The organism is Burkholderia sp. F1, assembly GCF_050813845.1.
Classification (GTDB): Bacteria; Pseudomonadota; Gammaproteobacteria; order Burkholderiales; family Burkholderiaceae; genus Burkholderia; species Burkholderia ubonensis.
This window is the reverse complement of sequence record NZ_CP172422.1, coordinates 1,435,498-1,454,653: the sequence shown is the minus strand read 5'-3', so window position 1 is coordinate 1,454,653 and position 19,156 is coordinate 1,435,498. Positions and strand designations below refer to the sequence as shown.

At 70.2% G+C, this 19,156-nt stretch carries 16 protein-coding genes; 7 read left to right on the top strand and 9 right to left on the bottom strand.

Annotated elements, in window-relative coordinates:
* The first annotated feature begins 71 nt into the window (after positions 1-71).
* Positions 72-1,427 carry a protein kinase gene (locus ACFIMZ_RS25585; protein ID WP_431825069.1) on the top strand — a complete coding sequence of 452 codons (1,356 nt, stop codon included), beginning with the start codon at positions 72-74 and terminating at the stop codon, positions 1,425-1,427.
* A gap of 55 nt (positions 1,428-1,482) precedes the next feature.
* Here ACFIMZ_RS25585 and ACFIMZ_RS25580 read toward each other — a convergent pair whose 3' ends face one another.
* Positions 1,483-2,997, bottom strand: a complete 1,515-nt coding sequence (locus ACFIMZ_RS25580) for a trypsin-like peptidase domain-containing protein (RefSeq protein ID WP_431825068.1) — start codon at positions 2,995-2,997, stop codon at positions 1,483-1,485.
* Between the two features lie 252 nt (positions 2,998-3,249).
* The gene (locus ACFIMZ_RS25575; RefSeq protein WP_431825067.1) at positions 3,250-4,722 is read right to left on the bottom strand and encodes a PLP-dependent aminotransferase family protein; all 1,473 of its coding nucleotides are present in this window, start codon (positions 4,720-4,722) and stop codon (positions 3,250-3,252) included.
* A gap of 117 nt (positions 4,723-4,839) precedes the next feature.
* Between ACFIMZ_RS25575 and ACFIMZ_RS25570 the strand changes: the two genes are divergently transcribed.
* The 4 genes from ACFIMZ_RS25570 to ACFIMZ_RS25555 all read left to right on the top strand — a co-directional run bounded on the left by ACFIMZ_RS25570 (position 4,840) and on the right by ACFIMZ_RS25555 (position 8,731).
* Positions 4,840-6,036, top strand: a complete 1,197-nt coding sequence (locus ACFIMZ_RS25570) for a GNAT family N-acetyltransferase (protein WP_431825066.1) — start codon at positions 4,840-4,842, stop codon at positions 6,034-6,036.
* 87 nt (positions 6,037-6,123) lie between these two features.
* A complete protein-coding gene (locus tag ACFIMZ_RS25565; protein ID WP_431825065.1) occupies positions 6,124-6,864 on the top strand; it encodes a GNAT family N-acetyltransferase in 741 nt (246 codons plus the stop codon).
* Between the two features lie 233 nt (positions 6,865-7,097).
* On the top strand, positions 7,098-7,754 hold the full coding sequence (locus ACFIMZ_RS25560) for a VC0807 family protein (protein ID WP_431825064.1): 657 nt from the start codon (positions 7,098-7,100) through the stop codon (positions 7,752-7,754).
* Positions 7,755-7,864: 110 nt separating this feature from the next.
* The gene (locus ACFIMZ_RS25555; protein ID WP_431825063.1) at positions 7,865-8,731 is read left to right on the top strand and encodes a CPBP family intramembrane glutamic endopeptidase; all 867 of its coding nucleotides are present in this window, start codon (positions 7,865-7,867) and stop codon (positions 8,729-8,731) included.
* Between the two features lie 13 nt (positions 8,732-8,744).
* Here the strand turns inward: ACFIMZ_RS25555 and ACFIMZ_RS25550 are convergent, their stop codons facing one another.
* The 4 genes from ACFIMZ_RS25550 to ACFIMZ_RS25535 all read right to left on the bottom strand — a co-directional run bounded on the left by ACFIMZ_RS25550 (position 8,745) and on the right by ACFIMZ_RS25535 (position 13,329).
* Positions 8,745-9,416 carry a MarC family protein gene (locus tag ACFIMZ_RS25550; protein WP_010089552.1) on the bottom strand — a complete coding sequence of 224 codons (672 nt, stop codon included), beginning with the start codon at positions 9,414-9,416 and terminating at the stop codon, positions 8,745-8,747.
* A gap of 123 nt (positions 9,417-9,539) precedes the next feature.
* Positions 9,540-10,340, bottom strand: a complete 801-nt coding sequence (locus tag ACFIMZ_RS25545; RefSeq protein ID WP_431825062.1) for an enoyl-CoA hydratase-related protein — start codon at positions 10,338-10,340, stop codon at positions 9,540-9,542.
* Positions 10,341-10,394: 54 nt separating this feature from the next.
* Positions 10,395-11,717, bottom strand: a complete 1,323-nt coding sequence (gene paaK / locus ACFIMZ_RS25540; RefSeq protein ID WP_431825061.1) for a phenylacetate--CoA ligase PaaK — start codon at positions 11,715-11,717, stop codon at positions 10,395-10,397.
* Positions 11,718-11,772: 55 nt separating this feature from the next.
* Positions 11,773-13,329, bottom strand: coding sequence for a 3-hydroxyacyl-CoA dehydrogenase (locus ACFIMZ_RS25535; protein ID WP_431825060.1), 1,557 nt, complete (start codon positions 13,327-13,329; stop codon positions 11,773-11,775).
* A 545-nt stretch (positions 13,330-13,874) separates the two neighbouring features.
* On the opposite strand from ACFIMZ_RS25535, the gene ACFIMZ_RS25530 reads away from it, so the two are divergent.
* Together ACFIMZ_RS25530 and ACFIMZ_RS25525 are read left to right on the top strand one after the other, a co-directional pair.
* Positions 13,875-14,963, top strand: a complete 1,089-nt coding sequence (locus tag ACFIMZ_RS25530; RefSeq protein WP_431825059.1) for a calcium:proton antiporter — start codon at positions 13,875-13,877, stop codon at positions 14,961-14,963.
* Between the two features lie 17 nt (positions 14,964-14,980).
* Positions 14,981-15,481 (top strand): hypothetical protein, encoded by a 501-nt coding sequence (locus ACFIMZ_RS25525; protein ID WP_431825058.1) that lies wholly within the window; start codon positions 14,981-14,983, stop codon positions 15,479-15,481.
* Positions 15,482-15,500: 19 nt separating this feature from the next.
* Here ACFIMZ_RS25525 and ACFIMZ_RS25520 read toward each other — a convergent pair whose 3' ends face one another.
* The 3 genes from ACFIMZ_RS25520 to ACFIMZ_RS25510 form a co-directional block, all read right to left on the bottom strand.
* Entirely contained in the window at positions 15,501-16,787 is a 1,287-nt protein-coding gene (locus ACFIMZ_RS25520) for a hypothetical protein (protein WP_431825057.1), read from the bottom strand.
* Positions 16,768-17,436, bottom strand: coding sequence for a hypothetical protein (locus ACFIMZ_RS25515; protein WP_431825056.1), 669 nt, complete (start codon positions 17,434-17,436; stop codon positions 16,768-16,770). Before ACFIMZ_RS25515 ends, ACFIMZ_RS25520 begins: the two co-directional genes overlap by 20 nt.
* 149 nt (positions 17,437-17,585) lie before the next feature.
* On the bottom strand, positions 17,586-19,133 hold the full coding sequence (locus tag ACFIMZ_RS25510; RefSeq protein ID WP_431825055.1) for a WG repeat-containing protein: 1,548 nt from the start codon (positions 19,131-19,133) through the stop codon (positions 17,586-17,588).
* Positions 19,134-19,156 lie beyond the last annotated feature (23 nt).

The following is a 19,156-nucleotide window of genomic DNA, read 5'->3' as shown; positions in this document are numbered from 1 at the left end:
GAACTCGATCCCGCCGGAACCCACGCGGTTCCCCGTACAATCCCCGGCAAGCAAATTGCCCCTCGAACCGCGTGACAACCACCCTCGCCCAACTGCGCTCCGGCCAGCTCGCCGGCGCCCGCCACCTCAAGCTCGCCTGCGGCCTGACCGAATTCCCTCGTGAAATCTTCGATCTGGCCGACACGCTGGAAACCCTCGACCTGACCGGCAACGCGCTGTCGACGCTGCCGGACGACCTGCCGCGCCTGAGCAGACTGCGCATCCTTTTCGCCTCCGACAACCGCTTCACGGAATTGCCCGAAGTACTCGGCGCGTGCCCGCAGTTGAGCATGATCGGCTTCAAGGCGAACCGCATCCGCACGGTCACCGGCAAATCGCTTCCGCCCCTGCTTCGCTGGCTGATCCTGACCGACAACGAAGTCGACACGCTGCCGCCGGAAATCGGCAACTGCTCCCATCTGCAGAAACTGATGCTCGCGGGCAACCGCCTGCGCACGCTGCCGGAATCGATGTCCGCGTGCTCGCGGCTCGAACTCGTGCGCCTGTCCGCGAATCAGTTGCGCGCGTTGCCCGATTGGCTGCTGCGCTTGCCGCGACTGGCATGGCTCGCCTATGCCGGCAACCCGCTCGGCGCGGCGCTGGAAGCAACGGCGTCGGCCGATTCAACCATCCCCGAGGTGCCGTGGGAAACGCTGGCATTGGAGCAAAAGCTCGGCGAAGGCGCATCCGGCGTCATCCATCGGGCGCGGCGCCTTCCCGATGCAACCGGCGAGTCGCGGCATGTCGCCGTCAAGCTGTTCAAGGGCGCGATGACGAGCGACGGGCTGCCGGACTGCGAGATGGCAGCCTGCATCCACGCCGGAGCGCACCCGAACCTGATCCCGGTGATCGGCAAGGTGAAAGACCATCCGGCGAACGCGCATGGTCTCGTCATGGAACTGATCGATCCCGCATTCGTGAATCTCGCCGCGCCGCCCAGCCTCGCGTCCTGCACACGCGACGTCTATGCGGACGGCACGCGATTCGATCCCGCATCGGCATTGCGTATCGCGCACGGCATCGCTTCGGCGGCGCGTCATCTGCATGAGCGCGGCATCCTGCATGGCGACCTGTACGCGCACAACATCCTGCATCGCGGCGCGGGGCAGGCGTTATTGGGCGATTTCGGCGCGGCGTCCTTTTACGACGCCAACGATGCGGCACTCGGCGCCGCGCTGCAGCGGCTCGAGGTTCGCGCATTCGGTTGCCTGCTCGGGGAACTGATCGAGCGCTGCGACGCCGCCCAGCTGCCCGCCCGTCGCGAGCTTGAAGCGCTCGCGGCGGCCTGCTTGAGCGAAGACGTCGAGAGCCGGCCTTCGTTCGACGCGATCGCGTCCGGCTTGCAGGCCTGGGCAAACCCGGCGTCGACGGAGCCACGATCGTCCTGACACGGTCCGGCCAGCGACGACGCATCCACCGCCTGGCCCCCCTTCGCAACAACCTCTACCGCGTTCGCACCGATACGAACTTGCGCGTGTTGTTGCGCTGGATCAGCACCGCGATCACCTTCCCGCCCTTCGCTTCGAGCGCCGCGACGTCGTCCGGCGTTTCGAGCAGCGTGTCGTTGAGCTCCAGCACGACGTCGCCCGGCTGGATGCCGGCGGCGGCGGCCGGGCCGCGCGCGTCGTCCACCATCATCCCGACCGCGAGCCCTGTCGACCGGCGCTCTTCCTCGGACAGCGGGTGCATCGTCAGGCCGAGACGATCGCCGCCGCCTTCGGCCGGTCGCACAGCGCCGCCCATGTCGGCGCCCGCTTCGGCCGCACCGGCGGCCCCTGCCGAGCCGGCGCCGCCGGCCGTCACCGTCAGCGTGATCGACTTGCGGTTGCGGATCAGCCTGAGCGGCGTCTTCGCGCCTTGCGGCAGCGCGGCCGCATAGTCGCTCAGTTCGGCCGAGTGACCGATCGGCCGGTTGCCGATCTGCACGATCACGTCGCCGGGCTTCACGCCGACCGCGGCGGCCGGCGACCCGGGCTCGACCGCGTTGACGAGCGCGCCCGCCGGCCGCGGCAGCCCGAACGCGGCCGCGAGCCCCGCGCCGACGTCCTGCACGTCGACGCCGAGCGCATTCCCCGACGGATTGCGCTGCGCCTGCATCTGCGTCTGCAGTTGCGCGCGCACCCTGGCCGCCAGGCCGATCGGAATCGCGAAGGTCAGGCTCGAATAGCGGTCCGCGCCCGTATAGACCTGCACCGCGATGCCGATCACCTCGCCGGCGCGATTGAACACCGGCCCGCCCGAGTTGTCGGGATTGACCGCGATGTCGGTCTGGAAGAACGGGAAGGCGCTGCCGTCCGGCAGCGTGTGCGCGGTCGCGCTGACGATGCCGGCGGTGACCGTGTTCCCCGTGCCGTCCGGCGAGCCGACCGTGATCACCGTCTCGCCGACGCGCACCTTCGACGAATCGCCGAGCCGGACCACCGGCAGCTTCGTCGCGTCGATCCGCAGCACCGCGACGTCGCTCTGCGCGTCGACGGTCAGGACCATCGCCTTGAACTCGCGGCGGTCGGTCAGCCGCACCGTCAAGTCGGTGGCCTGGTCGACGACGTGCGCGGACGTCAGGATCATGCCGTCGGCACTGACGATGAACCCGGAGCCGCTGCCGGACAGCGTGCGCGGCGCGGTCTCCGGCGTCGGCGGCGGCTGCGGCACGCCGCGCCGGAAGAAGGCAGCGAGCGGATCGTCGGGATCGAGCGCCGCGACGCCCGGCGCGGCGGGCGCAGGCGCCTGCGGCTCCGCCGAGGCCGCGCTGATATACACGACGGCCGGGCCGTAGCGTTCGACGATCGCGGGAAGATCGACGGGCGACGGGGCGGGCGACGCGGCGCGCCGCTCCTTCGCCACGGGCGACGCGGGGCTCGCCGCGTCGGCCACGGGCTGCAGACCCAGGCAGCAGGCAAACACGCCCCCGATCAGCGCGGCGCGAAGCACGGCGCGGACAAGCGTCAGGCGAACCACGGTGCACCTCCCCCGGGCAGTCGCCGCGCCGCGCGATGCGCGAAACGCGCAGGCGGCCGGCAAGCACCAGTACACGACTCCATTTATAGTCCACGCCGCGCACCAGAGCATACGAATCGACGACGGCTCGAACAGGCCGCGCATCGGCCGCGCAACGGCGGCAGCATTCGTTCCGGTCAAACCGGCCGCTTCGTCAATCCGCATAATTCCGACGGTCCGCCAACACCGCCAACCCCGCCGGCGACGGCCGGCTCAGCGCCCGCCGATTCGTTTCGCCAGCACGGACAACGTGCGCAACAGCGGCTCGAACGCATCCGCCGACGTGTTGCCGAAGCCGAGCACGAGCCCGTTGAGCGCAGTCTCCTCGCGCATCGAGAAACCCGACAGCGGATACGGCACGATGCCGTGCGCACGCGCGGCATCGACGAGCGCGCGATCCGGGTAGCGCGTCGGCAGGCCCAGCGTCAGGTGCAGGCCGCACGGCCCGCCCTCGACGCGATGCGGGATGCTCAGCGCGCTGTCGAGCGCGGCCAGCAGCGCGAGGCGGCGATCGCGGTACAGCCGGCGCATGCGTCCGAGGTGCCGTCCGTATTCGCCGCTCTCGATGAAGTCGGCCAGCGCGAGCTGCACATGGCGCGCCCCGCCGCGCAGCAGCTCCGGCAGCACGGCCCGCACCGCCGGCAGCAGCGCGTCCGGCAGCACCAGGAAGCCGATGCGCAGCGCCGGAAACATCGTCTTGCTGAACGAGCCCACATACAGGACGGGCGAATCCTGCGCGAGCCCCTGCATCGCGCCGATCGGCTCGCCGGTGTGGCGGAATTCGCTGTCATAGTCGTCCTCGATGATCCACGCGCGATGCCGGCGCGCGGCATCGAGCAGCGCGAGCCGGCGCGAGATCGACAGCACCGCGCCGGTCGGAAACTGGTTCGACGGCGTCGTGTAGACGAGGCGCGGCGTCCGGTCGCGCCAGTCGTCGGCCTCCCCGCGCAAGCCTTGCGCGTCGACCGGCATCGGCGCCACGTCGAGGTCGCCCGCCTGCATCGCGGTGCGCGCGCCGCGGTAGCCGGGCTCCTCGACCCACACGGTGTCGCCGGGGTTGGTCAGCAGCTGCACGCACAGCGCGATTGCGGCTTGCGCGCCCTCGGTCATCACGATCTGCTCGGGGGCGCAGCGCACGCCCCGCGTCACCGCCAGATGCCGTGCGATCGATTCGCGCAGCGCGGGCTCGCCGAGCGGATCGCCGTAGCCGAGCTGCTCGCGCCCTGCGCGGCGCAGCGCGCGGTCCATCGCGTGCCGCCACGCATCGACCGGAAAATGCGCCAGCGCGGGCACGCCCGGACGGAAGCCGTCGAATTCGCCGCCCCCGTCGATGCGGGCCGGGCGAATGCGGCCGAGCCGCTGCGCGACGACCGGCGGCGCCGTGCGCCGGCGCGGCTCGGTCCGGCGCGACAGCCCGACGACACGCGTGCCGCGGCGATCCGATTGCAGGAAGCCTTCGGCGATGAGCTGCTCGTAGACGGCCGTCACCGTGTTGCGCGAGATGCCGAGCGTGTCGGCCAGCGCGCGCGTGCCGGGCAGCCGCGCGCCGGCCGGCATCGCGCCGCCGAGGATCGCGTCGCGCAGGCGGCGCAGCAGTTGCCGCTGCAGCGAAGGCGCGCCCGGCGCGCGCGACAGCGGCGCATCGAGCTGCGGGAGGAAGTCGTCGGAAGGCTGGGCGAGTGTCATGAAATCGGTGGCACCATAAATTCGGGATCCGCTGGCGCTTTTCATGGTACCTCGCCAGCACTACGATCGTCTGCAGGCCGGTACGTCGCCGGCCGTGTCCACGAAGCGAGATCGACCTTGTCTACGACCAACGCCTACCAACAGCCCGTCGGGCAGCCGCTGCCCGGCTGGTCCGGCCGCCCGCGCCCGCAACCCGTCACGCTCCACGGGCATCATTGCCGCCTCGAGCCGCTCGACGCCGACCGTCACGCGGCGGACCTGTACGCCGCGTACGCGGCGGCCCCCGACGGCCGCATGTGGACCTACCTCCGGCACGGGCCGTTTGCGGACGAGGCGAGCTATCGCGATTACGCGCGCACCGCCGCCGCGAGCACCGACCCGATGCATTTCACGGTGGTCGACGTTGCGAGCGGCCGCGCGGTCGGCACGCTCGCGCTGATGCGCATCGATCCGGACAACGGCGTGATCGAGGTCGGCTCCGTCACGTTCTCGACGGCCCTGCAGCGCACGCCCGTGTCGACCGAAGCGCAGTACCTGCTGATGCGGCACGTGTTCGACACGCTCGGCTTCCGGCGCTACGAATGGAAATGCGACAGCCTCAACGCGCCGTCGCGCAAGGCGGCCGAACGGCTCGGCTTCCGCTACGAAGGGACGTTCCGCAACGCAATCGTCGTCAACGGGCGCAACCGCGACACCGCGTGGTACTCGATCGTCGACGACGAATGGCCCGCGGTCGCGGCCGCGCTCGACGCATGGCTGTCGCCCGGCAACTTCGACGCGCAAGGCGCGCAGCGCACGTCGCTCGCCGCGATCCGCCATGCGCAGGCGAATGCGCGCGACGCGGCGGGCCGCGCGGCCGACGCGACGCACATCGCGGTCCGGCCGCTCGCCCCCGCCGACGAGGCGGCATGGCGGCCGCTGTGGCGCGCGTATCAGCAGTTCTACGACACCGCGCTGAGCGACGCCGTGTTCGCGACCACGTGGGCGCGCCTGATGGACCCCGCCGAACCGATGTTCGTGCTCGGCGCGTTCGACGACGCGGGCGCGCTGCTCGGCATCGTGCACGCGATCTTCCACCGGTCGTGCTGGACGGAGGGGCCGTACTGCTATCTGCAGGACCTGTACACCGCCGCCGACGCACGCGGGCGCGGCGCAGGCGGCGCGCTGATCGAGGCCGTGTATGCGCGGGCGAGAGAGGCCGGCGCGAGCCGCGTGTACTGGCTCACGCACGAGACCAATACGACGGCGCGCGCGCTGTACGACCGGCTCGCGACCAACGCGGGCTTCATCCAGTACCGGAAGGACCTGCGGTAGCGCGTGCGCGGCGGCGCGCGCCGTCCGCCGCGACAAGTCCGCCATCCTGATCTAACCTGTCGGGCAAGCCCCGACACCCGTGATCCGATGCCGACCCATACCGCTGCTTCCGACGCCCCCGTCCCGCTCACCGAAACGTGGTCGGCCTTCGTCCATCGAAAGCGCGCAGTCCGCACGTTCATCGCCGGATACTGCAGCGCGCGCGACCGGCGGACCGCGCCGGTGCGCGACAGCGTGGACGGCTACGCCGTGCAATTCGATCCCGCGATGGGCCGCCCGTTCGAGCATTACCTGATCGAGGGCGCGCCCGCGCGCGACGACGGCCCGTTCGTCGCCGGCGCGTGGGTTACACGCTTCGGCGCCGCGCCATCGCCGGACTCGCTGCAACACAGGACGCGGCGGCTCGCGACCGAGCATTTCATGGCCGCCGACCTCCCGGCACTGTCCGGCGACGATGCCCTTGCACGGGCGCTCGCGTGCCACACGCCGGCGGACGTCGATGCGTTCAACGCAGGCGACGCGTTCCCGCCGTTCCGGCCGAACCCGGACGCGTTCCTGTTCGCGCACCGGATCGACGGCCGATTCGCCGCGACCGCGCGCTACGGTTTCGCTTCACCCGACGATATCGTCATCGACCGGGTCGGCACCGCGGACGCGTATCGTCGTCGCGGCCTCGCGACGCAACTGCTGGCTGCGATCGTCGCGCACGCGCGGCAACGCGGCGCGCGGCGCGCGTGGCTCGTGTCGACCGAAGCCGGCCAGGCGCTTTACCGCGCAGCCGGGTTCACCCATCTCGCGCCGGTCGCGGTAGACGAAATCGTCGCCTGAACACGCGCGTCGTCTCACCTTCTCGAGACGAACGTCCCATTCGTCGGGGACACCAACGTGACTGTCATCGTGCAGCCTGCCGCCGGCTGACGCCGCATCGCTGTCCGGCGCGGAGCCCGCGCAGGGAGGAACCTCCCTATCCGGTCCCGCCCCACCTGCAGACGGCGCGTGAATCTCGATATACTGGATTCCATCCGGTTCGGGCATCCGAACCCATCATCTGGAATCCCACCGTGAAAGCGCGCGCCGGCCTGGCCCTCGAACTCGTCGTCAACTTGTTGCTGCCGTGGGTCGCTTACCACTTTGCACATCCCCATTTCGGCGAAACCGGCGCGCTTTATGCGTCGGCCATCCCGCCCGTCGTCTGGTCGATCGTCGAATTCGTCCGCGCGCGCCGCGTCGACGCGGTGAGCGCCGTCGTGCTGTTCGGCATCGCGCTGTCGATCGTCGCGATGGCGCTCGGCGGCAGCCCGCGCGCGTTGCTGATGCGCGAATCGTTCGCGTCGGGGGCGATCGGCATCCTCTTCCTGCTGTCGCTGGTGCGCGAGCGACCGCTGATCTTCTATCTCGCGCGCGCCACCGTGGCCCGCCAGATGGCGGGCGGCGCCGCGCGCTTCGAGGCGGTCTGGGACGACCAGCCGGTGCTGCGGCAAACGCTGCGCCTGATGACGTTCGCGTGGGGCGCCGGGCTCAGCGTCGAGATGCTGCTGCGTTGCTGGATGGTCGTGAACTGGCCGGTCGAGCGCGTGCTGGTCGTGTCGCCGATCGTCGGCTATTCGATCTTCGGCGGCCTGCTGACGTGGACCTTCTGGTACCGGCGGCGCATGCGCACGCGCAACAGCGTCGACATTCCGACCCGCGAAGGCTTCACCGAACCCGCCGGCCGCTGACGGCCGGCCGGCGCACCCGCTGCGGACGCGCTACTGTAGACGCGCTTCTGTAGACGCAATACGCACTCCTGTATGATGCGCGGCATTTCATCGGAGGAATGCCGCCACTCATGTCCATATCGACTGTCCCGTTCACCGCAACCTGGATCGCCATCTTCGCCGCCGCGGCGCTCGCCTGGTGCCGCCCATTGCGGGTCCCCAGCCTGATCCTCGGCGTCGCCGGCTACGCCGGCGCGCTCGCGCTCGGCCAGCTCGCGCCGCTCGCACTGGCGCCGCTGGCGCTGCTCGCGCTGGCCGCATGGGGCGTCGCGCCCGCGCGTCCGGCCGCGCTGCGCCTCGCCGCGCATGCCGTCTTCCTCGCGCTTGCGATCGCGCTGAGCCTGCACCTGCTGCCGGGCTTCCATAATCCGCGCGTGATCGAGCCGACCCGCTTCACGCCGGACGCGGTGCCGTTCACGATGTACCTGAATCTCGACAAGCCGCTCGTCGGCCTGTGGCTGCTGTGGGTGCTGCCGTGGGTGCGGTCTGCCGTGTCACCGGCCCGCGCGCTGCGCGTGGGCGTCGTCGCCGCGCTCGCGACGTCCGCGGCTTGCCTCGCCGGCGCGACCGCATTCGGCATGGTCGGCTGGGCGCCCAAATGGCCGGCGGCCGGCTGGCTCTGGCTCGCGAACAACGTGCTGCTCGTGACGCTCGCCGAGGAAGCGCTGTTCCGCGGCTACCTGCAGGGCGGCCTGACCCGCGCGCTTGGCGCGTTCTCGTGGGGACCGTGGGTGGCGCTGGCCGCGGGCGCCGCGCTGTTCGGCGCGGCCCATGCGGCGGCCGGCTGGCAATGGATCGTGCTCGGCACGGTGGCCGGCGTCGGCTACGGCATCGCGTACCGCCGGGGCGGCCTGTTCGCCGCCGCGCTCGCGCACGCGGGGCTGAACGTCGTCCACTTCGGGCTGTTCACGTATCCGATGCTGGCCGCCGCGCGCTGAACGCGACGGATGCTTACTTGACCTGGTCGGCGATCGGCCGCAGGAACTCGGAGAACCCGGTCAGCATGATCTGCACGCCGATGCACAGCAGCAGGAACGCCGACACGCGCATCGCGACCTTGGTGCCTTCGGTGCCGAGGTAGCGCGCGAGAAACGCGGAGCGGCTGTAGGTCTGCCAGATCACCACCGCGACGAGCGCGGAGACTGCGATCGACACGAGGCTCGACAGCGCGAACTCCGACAGCTTGTGCGTCCGGTTCGCGTTGAGCGCGATCGCGGTGGCAATCGAGCCGGGGCCGGTGGTCAGCGGCACGGTGAGCGGGAAGAACGCGCGCTTCATCACGGTGGACACGTCGATCGGCTTGACCGGCGTGTCGCCGCCGCCCGGCACGTCCGGCTCGTTGAGCATCCGCCAACCCGCCACCGCGACCGCGAAGCCGCCGCCGATGCGCAGCGCTTCCATCGAGATCCCGAAGAAATGCAGCACCGGCGTGCCGGCGAAGAACGCGACGAGCAGCACGATGAACGAATTGAACGCGACCTTCTTCGCGAGCATGTCGCGTTCCTGCTCGGTCAGCGACTCGGTGCGTTCGAGAAACAGGAAGGCGATGCCGATCGGGTTGATGATGCCCATCAGGCCGGTGAAGCCGAACAGGATCTCGGAGATAAGACGGTTGACGATCATCGGACGGGGAATCGGTCAGGTCGGATCCGGCGGCGCGCCGGGGGTCACGCATTGTAGAGCAACCCTTCCCGTTTGCGGCGCGGCGGATGAGCGTCGGCAAGCCGCCGCGCCGGGTGTCCATTCTTACGCGCCGCCCGCCTCCCAGGCCGGCGCCCGCTTCGCGAAGAACGCGGCGAAGCCTTCCTTCGCTTCATCCGTCGCGCGCACGCGCGAGATCGTCTGCGCGGTGAACGCCGCGCGTTCGTCGGACGGCGGATACTCGCCGATCGCATCGAAGAAGCGCTTGATCTCCATCAGCGCGCGCGGGCCGTTGCGGCTCAGCTCCGCGAGCGTCTTGCCAAGCGCATCGTCGAGCGCGTCGGGCGGCACGGCCTGATGAATCAGGCCGATCGCGACCGCCTCGCCTGCGCTCAACTGCGTCGCGGTCAGCGCGAGCCGGCGCGCCTGGCGCTGGCCGACCGCCTCGACGAGATACGGGCCGATCACGGCCGGCAGGATGCCGAAGCGCGCCTCGCTGACCGCGAAGCGCGCATGGTCGCTCGCGATCACGATGTCGCACGCGGCGCACAGGCCGACGCCGCCGCCGAACGCGTGCCCCTGCACGCGCGCGACGGTCGGTTTCGGGCACTGCCGGATCGCGCGCATCATCGCCGCGAAGCGCTCCGCGTCGCGCAGGTTCGCCGCCGCGTCGTTCGCGCTCGCGCGCTGCATCCACTGCAGGTCGGCGCCCGCGCAGAACGCGCGGCCGTCCGAGCGCAGCACGATCGCGCGCACGTCGTCGCGCGCGCCGAGCGCGGTGAAAACGTCGGTCAGCTCGGCGATCATCGTCTCGTCGAACGCGTTGAGCACGTCGCCGCGCGCGAGCGCGACGGTCGCGATGCCGCGCGCATCGACGCTGACGGCCAGGGTCTTCAATCCATCCATCGAACAGGTTTCCTCGGTTAGGGCGTGTTCACGCTAAACGGTCAGGCAATGGGGTCAGGCGGCATGCCGCCGGTCGATCACGCGTCTGGCCTTGCCGGTCGCGGTCGCCGGAATGCCGCCCGCCGGCAGCACCGTGACGCCCGCGGACACGCCGACCATCGTCTTGATCCGGTGCTGCAGCTCGCGCGCGATCGCGGCGCGCTCGCCTTCCGGCACGCCGGCCCCCGCCTCCGAACGCAGCTCGACCGCGAGATCGAGCCGGTCCATGTGGCCGTCGCGCGAGATCGTCAGCTGAAACTGGCCGGACAGCTTCGGCAGCGCGACGACCAACTCCTCGATCTGGCTCGGGAACACGTTCACGCCGCGGATGATCATCATGTCGTCCGAACGGCCGGTGATCTTCGCGAGGCGGCGCATCGTGCGCGCGCTCGGCGGCAGCAGCGCGGTCAGGTCGCGCGTGCGGTAGCGGATCACCGGCATCGCTTCCTTCGTCAGCGACGTGAACACGAGCTCGCCCTCGCTGCCGTCCGGCAGCACCTCGCCCGTCACCGGATCGATGATCTCGGGATAGAAATGGTCCTCCCAGACCACCGGGCCATCCTTGGTCTCGATGCATTCGCACGCGACGCCCGGGCCCATCACTTCGGACAGCCCGTAGATGTCGAGCGCGTCGATGCCGGCGCGCGCCTGCACTTCCTCGCGCAGCGCCTGCGTCCACGGCTCCGCGCCGAAGATGCCGATCTTCAGCGACGACTCGGCCGGGTCCATCCCCTGCCGCACCATCTCGTCGATCAGGTTCAGCATGTACGACGGCGTGACGAGGATGATCCTCGGCTCGAAATCGCGGATCAGCTGCACCTGCTTCTCGGTCTGCCCGCCCGACATCGGCACGACCATGCAGCCGAGCCGCTCCGCGCCGTAATGGATGCCGAGGCCGCCCGTAAACAGCCCGTAGCCGAACGCGTTGTGCAGCGTGTCGCCGGGGCGCCCGCCCGCCGCGCGGATCGAGCGCGCGATCACGTTCGCCCAGGTGTCGATGTCGCGCGCCGTGTAGCCGACCACGGTCGGCTTGCCGGTCGTGCCGCTCGATGCGTGCACGCGCACCACCTGCTGGCGCGGGACCGCGAACAGCCCGAACGGGTAGTTGTCGCGAAAATCGGTTTTCGTCGTGAACGGGAATTTCGCGAGATCGGCGAGCGTCGCCAGGTCGTCCGGATGCACGCCCGCCGCGTCGAACGCGCGGCGGTAGTGCGGGACGTTGTCGTACGCGTGGCGCAGCGACCACTTGAGCCGCTGCAGCTGCAGCGCCTGGAGTTCGTCGCGGCTCGCGGTCTCGATCGGGTCGAGCGCGGCCATCGGGTGCGTCGGGGCAGTCATCGGGGAGCTCCTCCAGTGGAGTGATGTCGTTATCGTGATCGGGGGAAAGCGGCGGTCAGGACCGGAACGCGCGGCCGGCCGCGCGCAGCGCGGCGATGCGCGGCGACACGCGGTAGCGGTCCTCGCCGTAGCTCGCGGCCAGATGCGACAGCACGCGATGCACGCGCGCGATGCCGATCGCGTCGGCCCACGCGAGCGGGCCGCATGGATAGTTGACGCCCTTTTCCATGGCGAGATCGAGATCGGCGGGCGAGCACACGCCCTGGTTCACCGTGTCGGCCGCCTCGTTCGCGAGCATCGCGACGGTGCGCATCACGATCATGCCCGGCACGTCGGCCAGGCCGACGACGCGAAAGCCCGCCTCCTGGAACAGGCCGACCGCGTCCGCATAGGCCGCGTCGCTGCACTGGAGCGCGCGGGTCAGCGCGACGAGCCCGGCCTGCGCGTAGTCGCGCGCGAGGTCGACGAGCACGAGGTCGGCCACGCCCGTGTGCGCGGCGCGCTCGGTCGCGGTGCGGCCGTCGGTCAGCGCGACCGACGCGCGGCCGGCCGTCGCGAGCAAGTCGTCGGAATGGGCGTCCGCCTGTCGCGCGCCGGCCACGCGCTCGGCGACGCGCGCGCGCAGCGCATCGGCCGGACCGTCCTGCGCGAACAGCGTGACGGCCGCGGGCGCGTCGCACGGCGGCTCGACGTCCGGCGCCGGCGGCGTCGCGCCGTCCGCATACGAATAGAAGCCGCGGCCGGACTTGCGGCCGAGGAAGCCCGCGTTGACGAGTTCCTGCTGGATCAGCGACGGCGTGAAGCGCGGATCGTTGAAGTACGCACGGAACACCGATTCCGTCACCGCGAAGTTCACGTCGTGGCCGATCAGGTCCATCAGCTCGAACGGCCCCATCCGGAATCCGCCCGCTTCGCGCATCACCGCGTCGATCGACGCCGGCGCGCCGCCCTGTTCGTTCAGCACGCGCAGCGCCTCCGCGTAGTACGGCCGCGCGACGCGGTTGACGATGAAGCCCGGCGTCGACTTCGCCAGCACCGGCCGCTTGCCCCATGCGGCGGCGGTGTCGTACAGCACCTGCGCGACCTCGGGCGCGGTCGCGAGCCCGCTGACCACCTCGACGAGCGCCATCAGCGGCGCGGGATTGAAGAAATGCAGGCCGGCGACCCGCTGCGGCGCACGCAGGCCGGCCGCAATCGCCGTGATCGAGATCGACGACGTGTTGGTCGCGAGCAGGCACGCGTCGTCGACATGGCGTTCGAGCGTCGCGAAGATCTCGCGCTTCACGTCGAGCCGCTCGGCCGCCGCCTCGACGACCAGCGCGGCGGGCGCGAAGTCGGCCAGCGCGCGCACCGCGCTCACGCGGTTCGCCGCGGCTTCCGCCTGCGCAGGATCGAGCCGGCCTTTCTCCGCGAGACGCGCGAACTGCGCGCGAATCCCGGCGAGCGCCTTGTCGCAGGCCGCTTCGTTCAGGTCGTACAGCCGCACCGGATGGCCGGCCGCCGCCGCGACCTGCGCGATGCCCGCGCCCATCGCGCCCGCGCCGATCACGCCGACGACCGCCGCCGGCGCCAGCGCGCCCGAGTTCACCGATTGTGCAGAGAAAACAGCCATCGCTTGCGATCCGTCAGGAAGTGGGAATGTTTGCGATTATAAACCGACCGGTCGGTAGATTTATGTCAGGGCGAGCCCGGATTCATCACGTAAAAGACCGTTACCGAATCCGCAAGAACAAAAAATGAAAATTGATCGGCACTTTTTTCGAACCGAAAGGTCAACGTAAGGGTTCGATTTTCGGATAGTGGCCCGCATCCGCCTGATAAAATCCCGCAACCCGCAGGATTTCAGGGAGAGACCGCGTGCCACGCCACCATTGCCGCGCATCACAGGCCACTCCTTCGGGGCCGGATCCGAGTCGCCGGCCTTGCCGGGCGGCGATCCGGCCCTGCTTCCAGCGGCCCGTCGCATCGAACCGGTTCGTCGCGACGGGCTCCGGTCCGCCCGCGGCACCTGCCGCGTCGCAACGGCGATCCCGGCCGGCGCTTTTCCGCGCCGCCGCCTTTCAGTTCCAACGCTCTCGTTCGGCGGTTGTCCGGCCGGGCTTCGTCCAACCCGTGACGGCGCATCGCACGCCGCCACTCGAATAAGGAAAACCCTCCATGCCGCTCTCGTCCAACCAGCTCCCGCGCTGGACCCTCTGGGCCCCGCTTGCCGCCTGGCTGGTGCTCGCGCTGTCGCGCGTCGTGCCGGCCGAAGGTCTCGTCATCGCGCTGTTCGCCGCCGCGCTCGCCGGCTCGGTGTTTGCCGCGGTCCACCATGCCGAAGTCGTCGCGCACCGCGTCGGCGAGCCGTTCGGCACGCTCGTGCTCGCCGTCGCCGTGACCGTCATCGAAGTCGCGCTGATCGTGTCGGTGATGCTCGGCGCGGGCCCCGAGAAATCCGGTCTCGCGCGCGATACCGTGTTCGCCGCGGTGATGATCATCTGCAACGGCATCGTCGGCCTGTGCCTGCTCTTCGGCGCGTGGAAGCACGGCGAGCAGGACTTCCAGGGGCGCGGCGCGAGCAAGGCGCTCGCGGTGCTCGCGTCGCTGTCGGTGCTGTCGCTCGTGATGCCGAACTACCTGAGCGCCGCGCCGGGCCCGCTGTTCTCGCGGTCGCAGCTCGCGTTCGCGGGCGTGTCGTCGCTGGTGCTGTACGGCGTGTTCGTGTTCGTGCAGACCGTGCGCCACCGCGACTACTTCCTCGCCGACCACGACAGCGCGAACGAATCCGTCCACGCGGCGCCGCCGAGCAGCCGCACCGCGCTGGTCAGCCTGCTGTTCCTGTTCGTCAGCCTCGTCGCGGTCGTGCTGCTCGCGAAGCTGCTGTCGCCGGCCGTCGAGCACGCGGTGCTGCAGCTCGGCCTGCCGGAAGCCGCGGTCGGCATCGTGATCGCCGCGCTCGTGCTGCTGCCCGAAGGGCTCGCGGCCGTCACCGCGGCGCGCGCGAATCGCCTGCAGACCAGCATGAACCTCGCGCTCGGCTCGGCGCTCGCGAGCATCGGGCTCACGATTCCGACGGTCGCCGCGGTGTTCATCTGGGTCGGCCAGCCGCTCACGCTCGGCATCGGCGCGATGGAAACCGTGCTGCTGTCGCTGACGCTGCTCGTCAGCACGCTGACGCTCAGCGCCGGACGCACGACCGTGCTGCACGGCGTCGTGCACCTGTCGCTGTTCGCCGCCTATCTGTTTCTGTCGGTCACGCACTGATGCGTCGGACAATGCCCTTGCTCAACAAGACAAGCATGATGAGAAACCTTCCCGTCCGGCTGATCGGCATCCTGCTAGCGCTGCACCTGCCCGTGGCGCACGCGCAGCCGGTCAGCGCGCCGGACGATGACATCGGACGCTGGCATTTCGACAATCCGTTGCTGTATTACGGCGACATGGACACCGACGGCAACCCGCTCTACGTGATCTGCGAAGCCGGGCGGCTTCGGGCCTCAGTGCTGGTAGACGGCACCGATCGGCATGACGGCCAGCGCGTGCGCGCGACATTCGCGTCGAACAGCGCACGCGTTTCAAGCCGCGGCGCTTTCGCCCTGTCCGATCTCGACATGTACGCCGTCACGGAAATCACGGACCGCGCGCGGTTCTATCGCCTGTTCGACGACGACCGGGAACTCCGGATCGACGTCGAAGGCTATGTCGTTCGCCTGCTGTTGCGCGGCGCGCGCGATCAGGTCGCTGGACTGAAAGCCGCCTGTCCGGTCAGGCGAGGACGCTGAAGGCCGCGTCCCGCACACGTCATGGGTTGCGCGCGGCGGCGCCCGCTTTCCCGCATGCGTCCGCCGTCCGGTCGGACGTTCCCGCACACTGCCGCCACACCGCGTCCGGCATCGCCGCGACCACGACGAGATCCTGTCCCGGCGCGTAGTTCCAGATCACACGCCCCGGCCGGTCGCGCGCGGCTTCCCAGATCCTGCGCTTCTGCGCCGCGGTCAGGCGGATCGCGCCGTTCCGGCCGCTCTTGCCGGCCGCGAGCAGTTGCAGTTCGTCGTCCCGGAACGCAATGATGCCGCCGGCCGACTCGTCGCCCGGCAACAGCAGGAAACGCCACGCGTAATACCCGTAGTCGACCGGCGGAATCGTCCAGTTCGGGCCGTCGAGCACCAGCGTGCGCTGCTCGCGATCGGACTGGTCGTATGCGCCGTGGATCTCCGGCAACCGATGCGGCAGAGCCTTCTGCCCGGACGACGCGAGGTAAAGCGCGCCCGGCTTGCCCTGCGCATCGAAAGTGCGTACCTGCACGGCGCCGTCGTCGCGCCGGATCACGCGCAGCAGGCGGCCGTCGGCGTCATGCACGTAGACGAGCCCGGCCTGATCGCCGGCGCGGCTGTCGCACACGTCGGCGCCCGACGCCGCCAGCCAGCCGTGCGCGTCGTAGCGCAGGCAAACGCGGCCGGTCTGCGCCGGCGGCGTGCGTTCGTCGGCGTCGCGGTCGCGGCTGAAGGTGTCGAAGCCCGTCAGCCGCCCGGCGCTGTCGTAATGCAGCACGAGCTTGCGTTCGAGCCGGTAATCGCCCGGCTCCGCCGCGCGCGCGTCGGCGGCGCGATTGCCGGCCCCGCCTTGCCGCCGCTCGTACGCGTAGCGATCGCTTTCCTGCCGGGTCAGCAGCGCTTCGCGCTTGTCTTCGAACGCGTCGGTGAACCCGTTTTGCTCGACGCGGCAAAGATGGCGCGTGCCGTCCGCGGCCTGGTCGAAAACCAGCGTGGTCGGGCCGACGCGCTTGCCCGGCACGCGGTAGACGGACCAGTCGACCTGCTCCGCCCACAGCGTCGGGCGCGCGCGCCCGTCGAGCGTCACGCGCAGCGGATCGTCGAGGTCCGACGATCTGATGCGCGAGCCATCCAGCCCGAGCAGCGCACCGGCCTCGTTCAGCGGAAAATCCACCGCGACGGGCGTCATCGCGGCCAGCGCGCCGTCGGACGGATCGCACACCGCGTGGGCCAACGGCGCGGCCGCGAGGCCGGCCGCCAGCGCGAACGCATGGGCGCGCAGGCGCCGGCGAAGGTTATTGGAATTGTGTGCCATGAAGCGTCGCAATCAGGTTCCAGAATTCGGCGCTGACGCCGCCGAGCCGCAATGCGCCGTGCCGGTCGTCCATCAGCAGGAACGGATAGGCGTTCCGTTCGAGCGTCCCCGGCGGCGGCAGATGGTACGGGTTGAATCGCTTCGGATCACTGAAGTAGCGTTCCGCGGTCTCGCCGCCGTCGCCGATGTGCATGTACCACACGGTCAGGTCGCGCGCCGCGATCTTCGGATCGGCCTCCGGATAGATCCCGCCTTCGCCCGCCGGCACCGATTCGCGCAACACGTCGAAGAAGATGCGGCCGGCGCCCGCGACCGCGAAGCCCGCGCCCGCGCTGATGCCCGCGTGGTCGGCGACCGTCTTCAGCAGCGGCACCGCCCGCGATTTCGGCACGACGGATTTCGCGAAGATTCGCTCGAACTCATCGTCCGTGACCGGCCCGCCGGACGTGCGGCGTTGCTGCAGCGTCGCGAAATCGGCTTCGAATTGCGCAAGCCACGCGCGGTAGCGCTGCGCTTCGGCGGCGCGGTCGAAGGGGTCGGCGAAGGCCGGTTGCACGGACAGCAGGACGGCGATCCAGGCTAGTGCGGCGACGGTCAGCACGCGCAGGCCCTGCCGCAGTCCCTGCAGATGGCGCGGACGTTCTCTCATGATGTTGTCTTTGAATGATGGCTGCGCCGGGTCGTCCCGGCACACGCGTCGATACGATCCGGGCCACCGGCCGATGTCCCGTTGTCGCAAAAAGGGGCAGTGTACTGAATCCCGGCGCGCGTGACATCTCCTGCGCGGGTTCGCGACGCTCAACGGCCGCCGTCCGGCGCCGCGCCGGCTGCCGTGCGCGCCAATGCGCGTCGCTGCGCATCGTCGAACAGGCTCGCGTCCTCATACCCCGCCAGCTCGCTCGCGATGGCGGGCGGCAGCGGCGCCTCGCTGCCGTCGTCGCGCACCACCCACGCGCCGTCGTCGCGGAAGCCGATCGCCATCCAGCCGTCCCGCAAGCCCGTCCGGCCCAGACTCTCGTAACGCGCAGCGCATCGCTCCACGCCGTCGAAATCGACGATGCCCCAGTACCCGCCGCGCCGAAAGCTCAGCAGCAGCCCGATCGCGAACGTCGCGATCTCGTCGACCGCCCCGGGCGCGATCAGCGCATGGCCGCTCTCGTCGAAAAGCGCACTCCGCGCCCCGCCGTCTTCGCCGGATTGCCGCAGCAGGTAGCGAAACGCCTTGCCGCCGTTTTCGTCGCTCGCGTCGACGACCTCGACCTGCTCCTGCGGCGCACGCCCCAGCCCCACCAGGCGGCGGGTATAGACGTCCGGCACGGTCTTGCCGGCAGGCGTCGCGAAGATCACGCCGGTCGAATGGTCGATCGCGTCGAATTCGGCCGGCAGCCGCCATTGCCCGCAGGGATCGACGACGCCCCACAGCGTCTGTTCGCGCGCCGCCCAGCAGCATTCGCCGAAATGGCGCAAGACCGTCAGGTCCGCATAACGGCACGGCACGACCTCCATGCCGCGGCGATCGACGACGCCGAATTTGCCGTGCCGCCTGACCCGCGCGAACTCGCCATGCCAGAACGCCCACACCTGCTCGTACTGCACGGGCGTGACCTCCCGGCCCGTCGTGTCGACATGGCCGTACCGGTCGCCCTGCCTGACGATCGCGATATCCGTCCAGGCATCGAACTCGCCGATCTCGTCATACCGCGCCGGCGCGAGCACCTCGCCCGTCACCGCCATCACGCCGTGCCGCCCGTCCTGCTCGAACACCAGCGCTTCGTCGTAGATGATCGACGTCAGCGGCTCCCAGCCGTAGTCGTAGTGCGGCTGATTGATCAGCTCGCGGAAGCTCGTCACGTCCTCGCATCCCAGCCCCTCGCAAGCGTCGAGCAGCGCGGGATCGTCCGCGTCGATCGCTGCGCGGATCCGTGCGTTGTCGCGCTCGATGCGCGCCAGCAGCGACTGCGCTTGGCCCGCGTGCGTCTCTTCGGACAGGTTGAACACATCCCATGCGTCGAGATGGAAGTAGCGATGCACGGCGCGGTTGCCGAGGAACGCGAGGATCTTCCGCTTCGCTTCGCGGAACGCGCCGGGATCGTCGATCAGGCGCTCGGCGTGGCGCTCCAGGAACGCATAGAGCCGCGCCATCAGCGCCTTGCCGCCCGCCGCGTCGGCATAAAGGCCGTCGGCCTCGCCGGTGTCGTTGCAGCGGTTGCGCGCCAGGAACGGCGACGACGACAGCAACGGGCTCAGCACGGTCGGAAAGTCATCGTTCCATTCGACCATGCCCAGGCACGGCGCGCCGGTCCGGCCGACGTCGTCGAGGTTGTACAGATACAGGCGGTGCGCCATCGGATGTCCTCTTGAAAAACGGC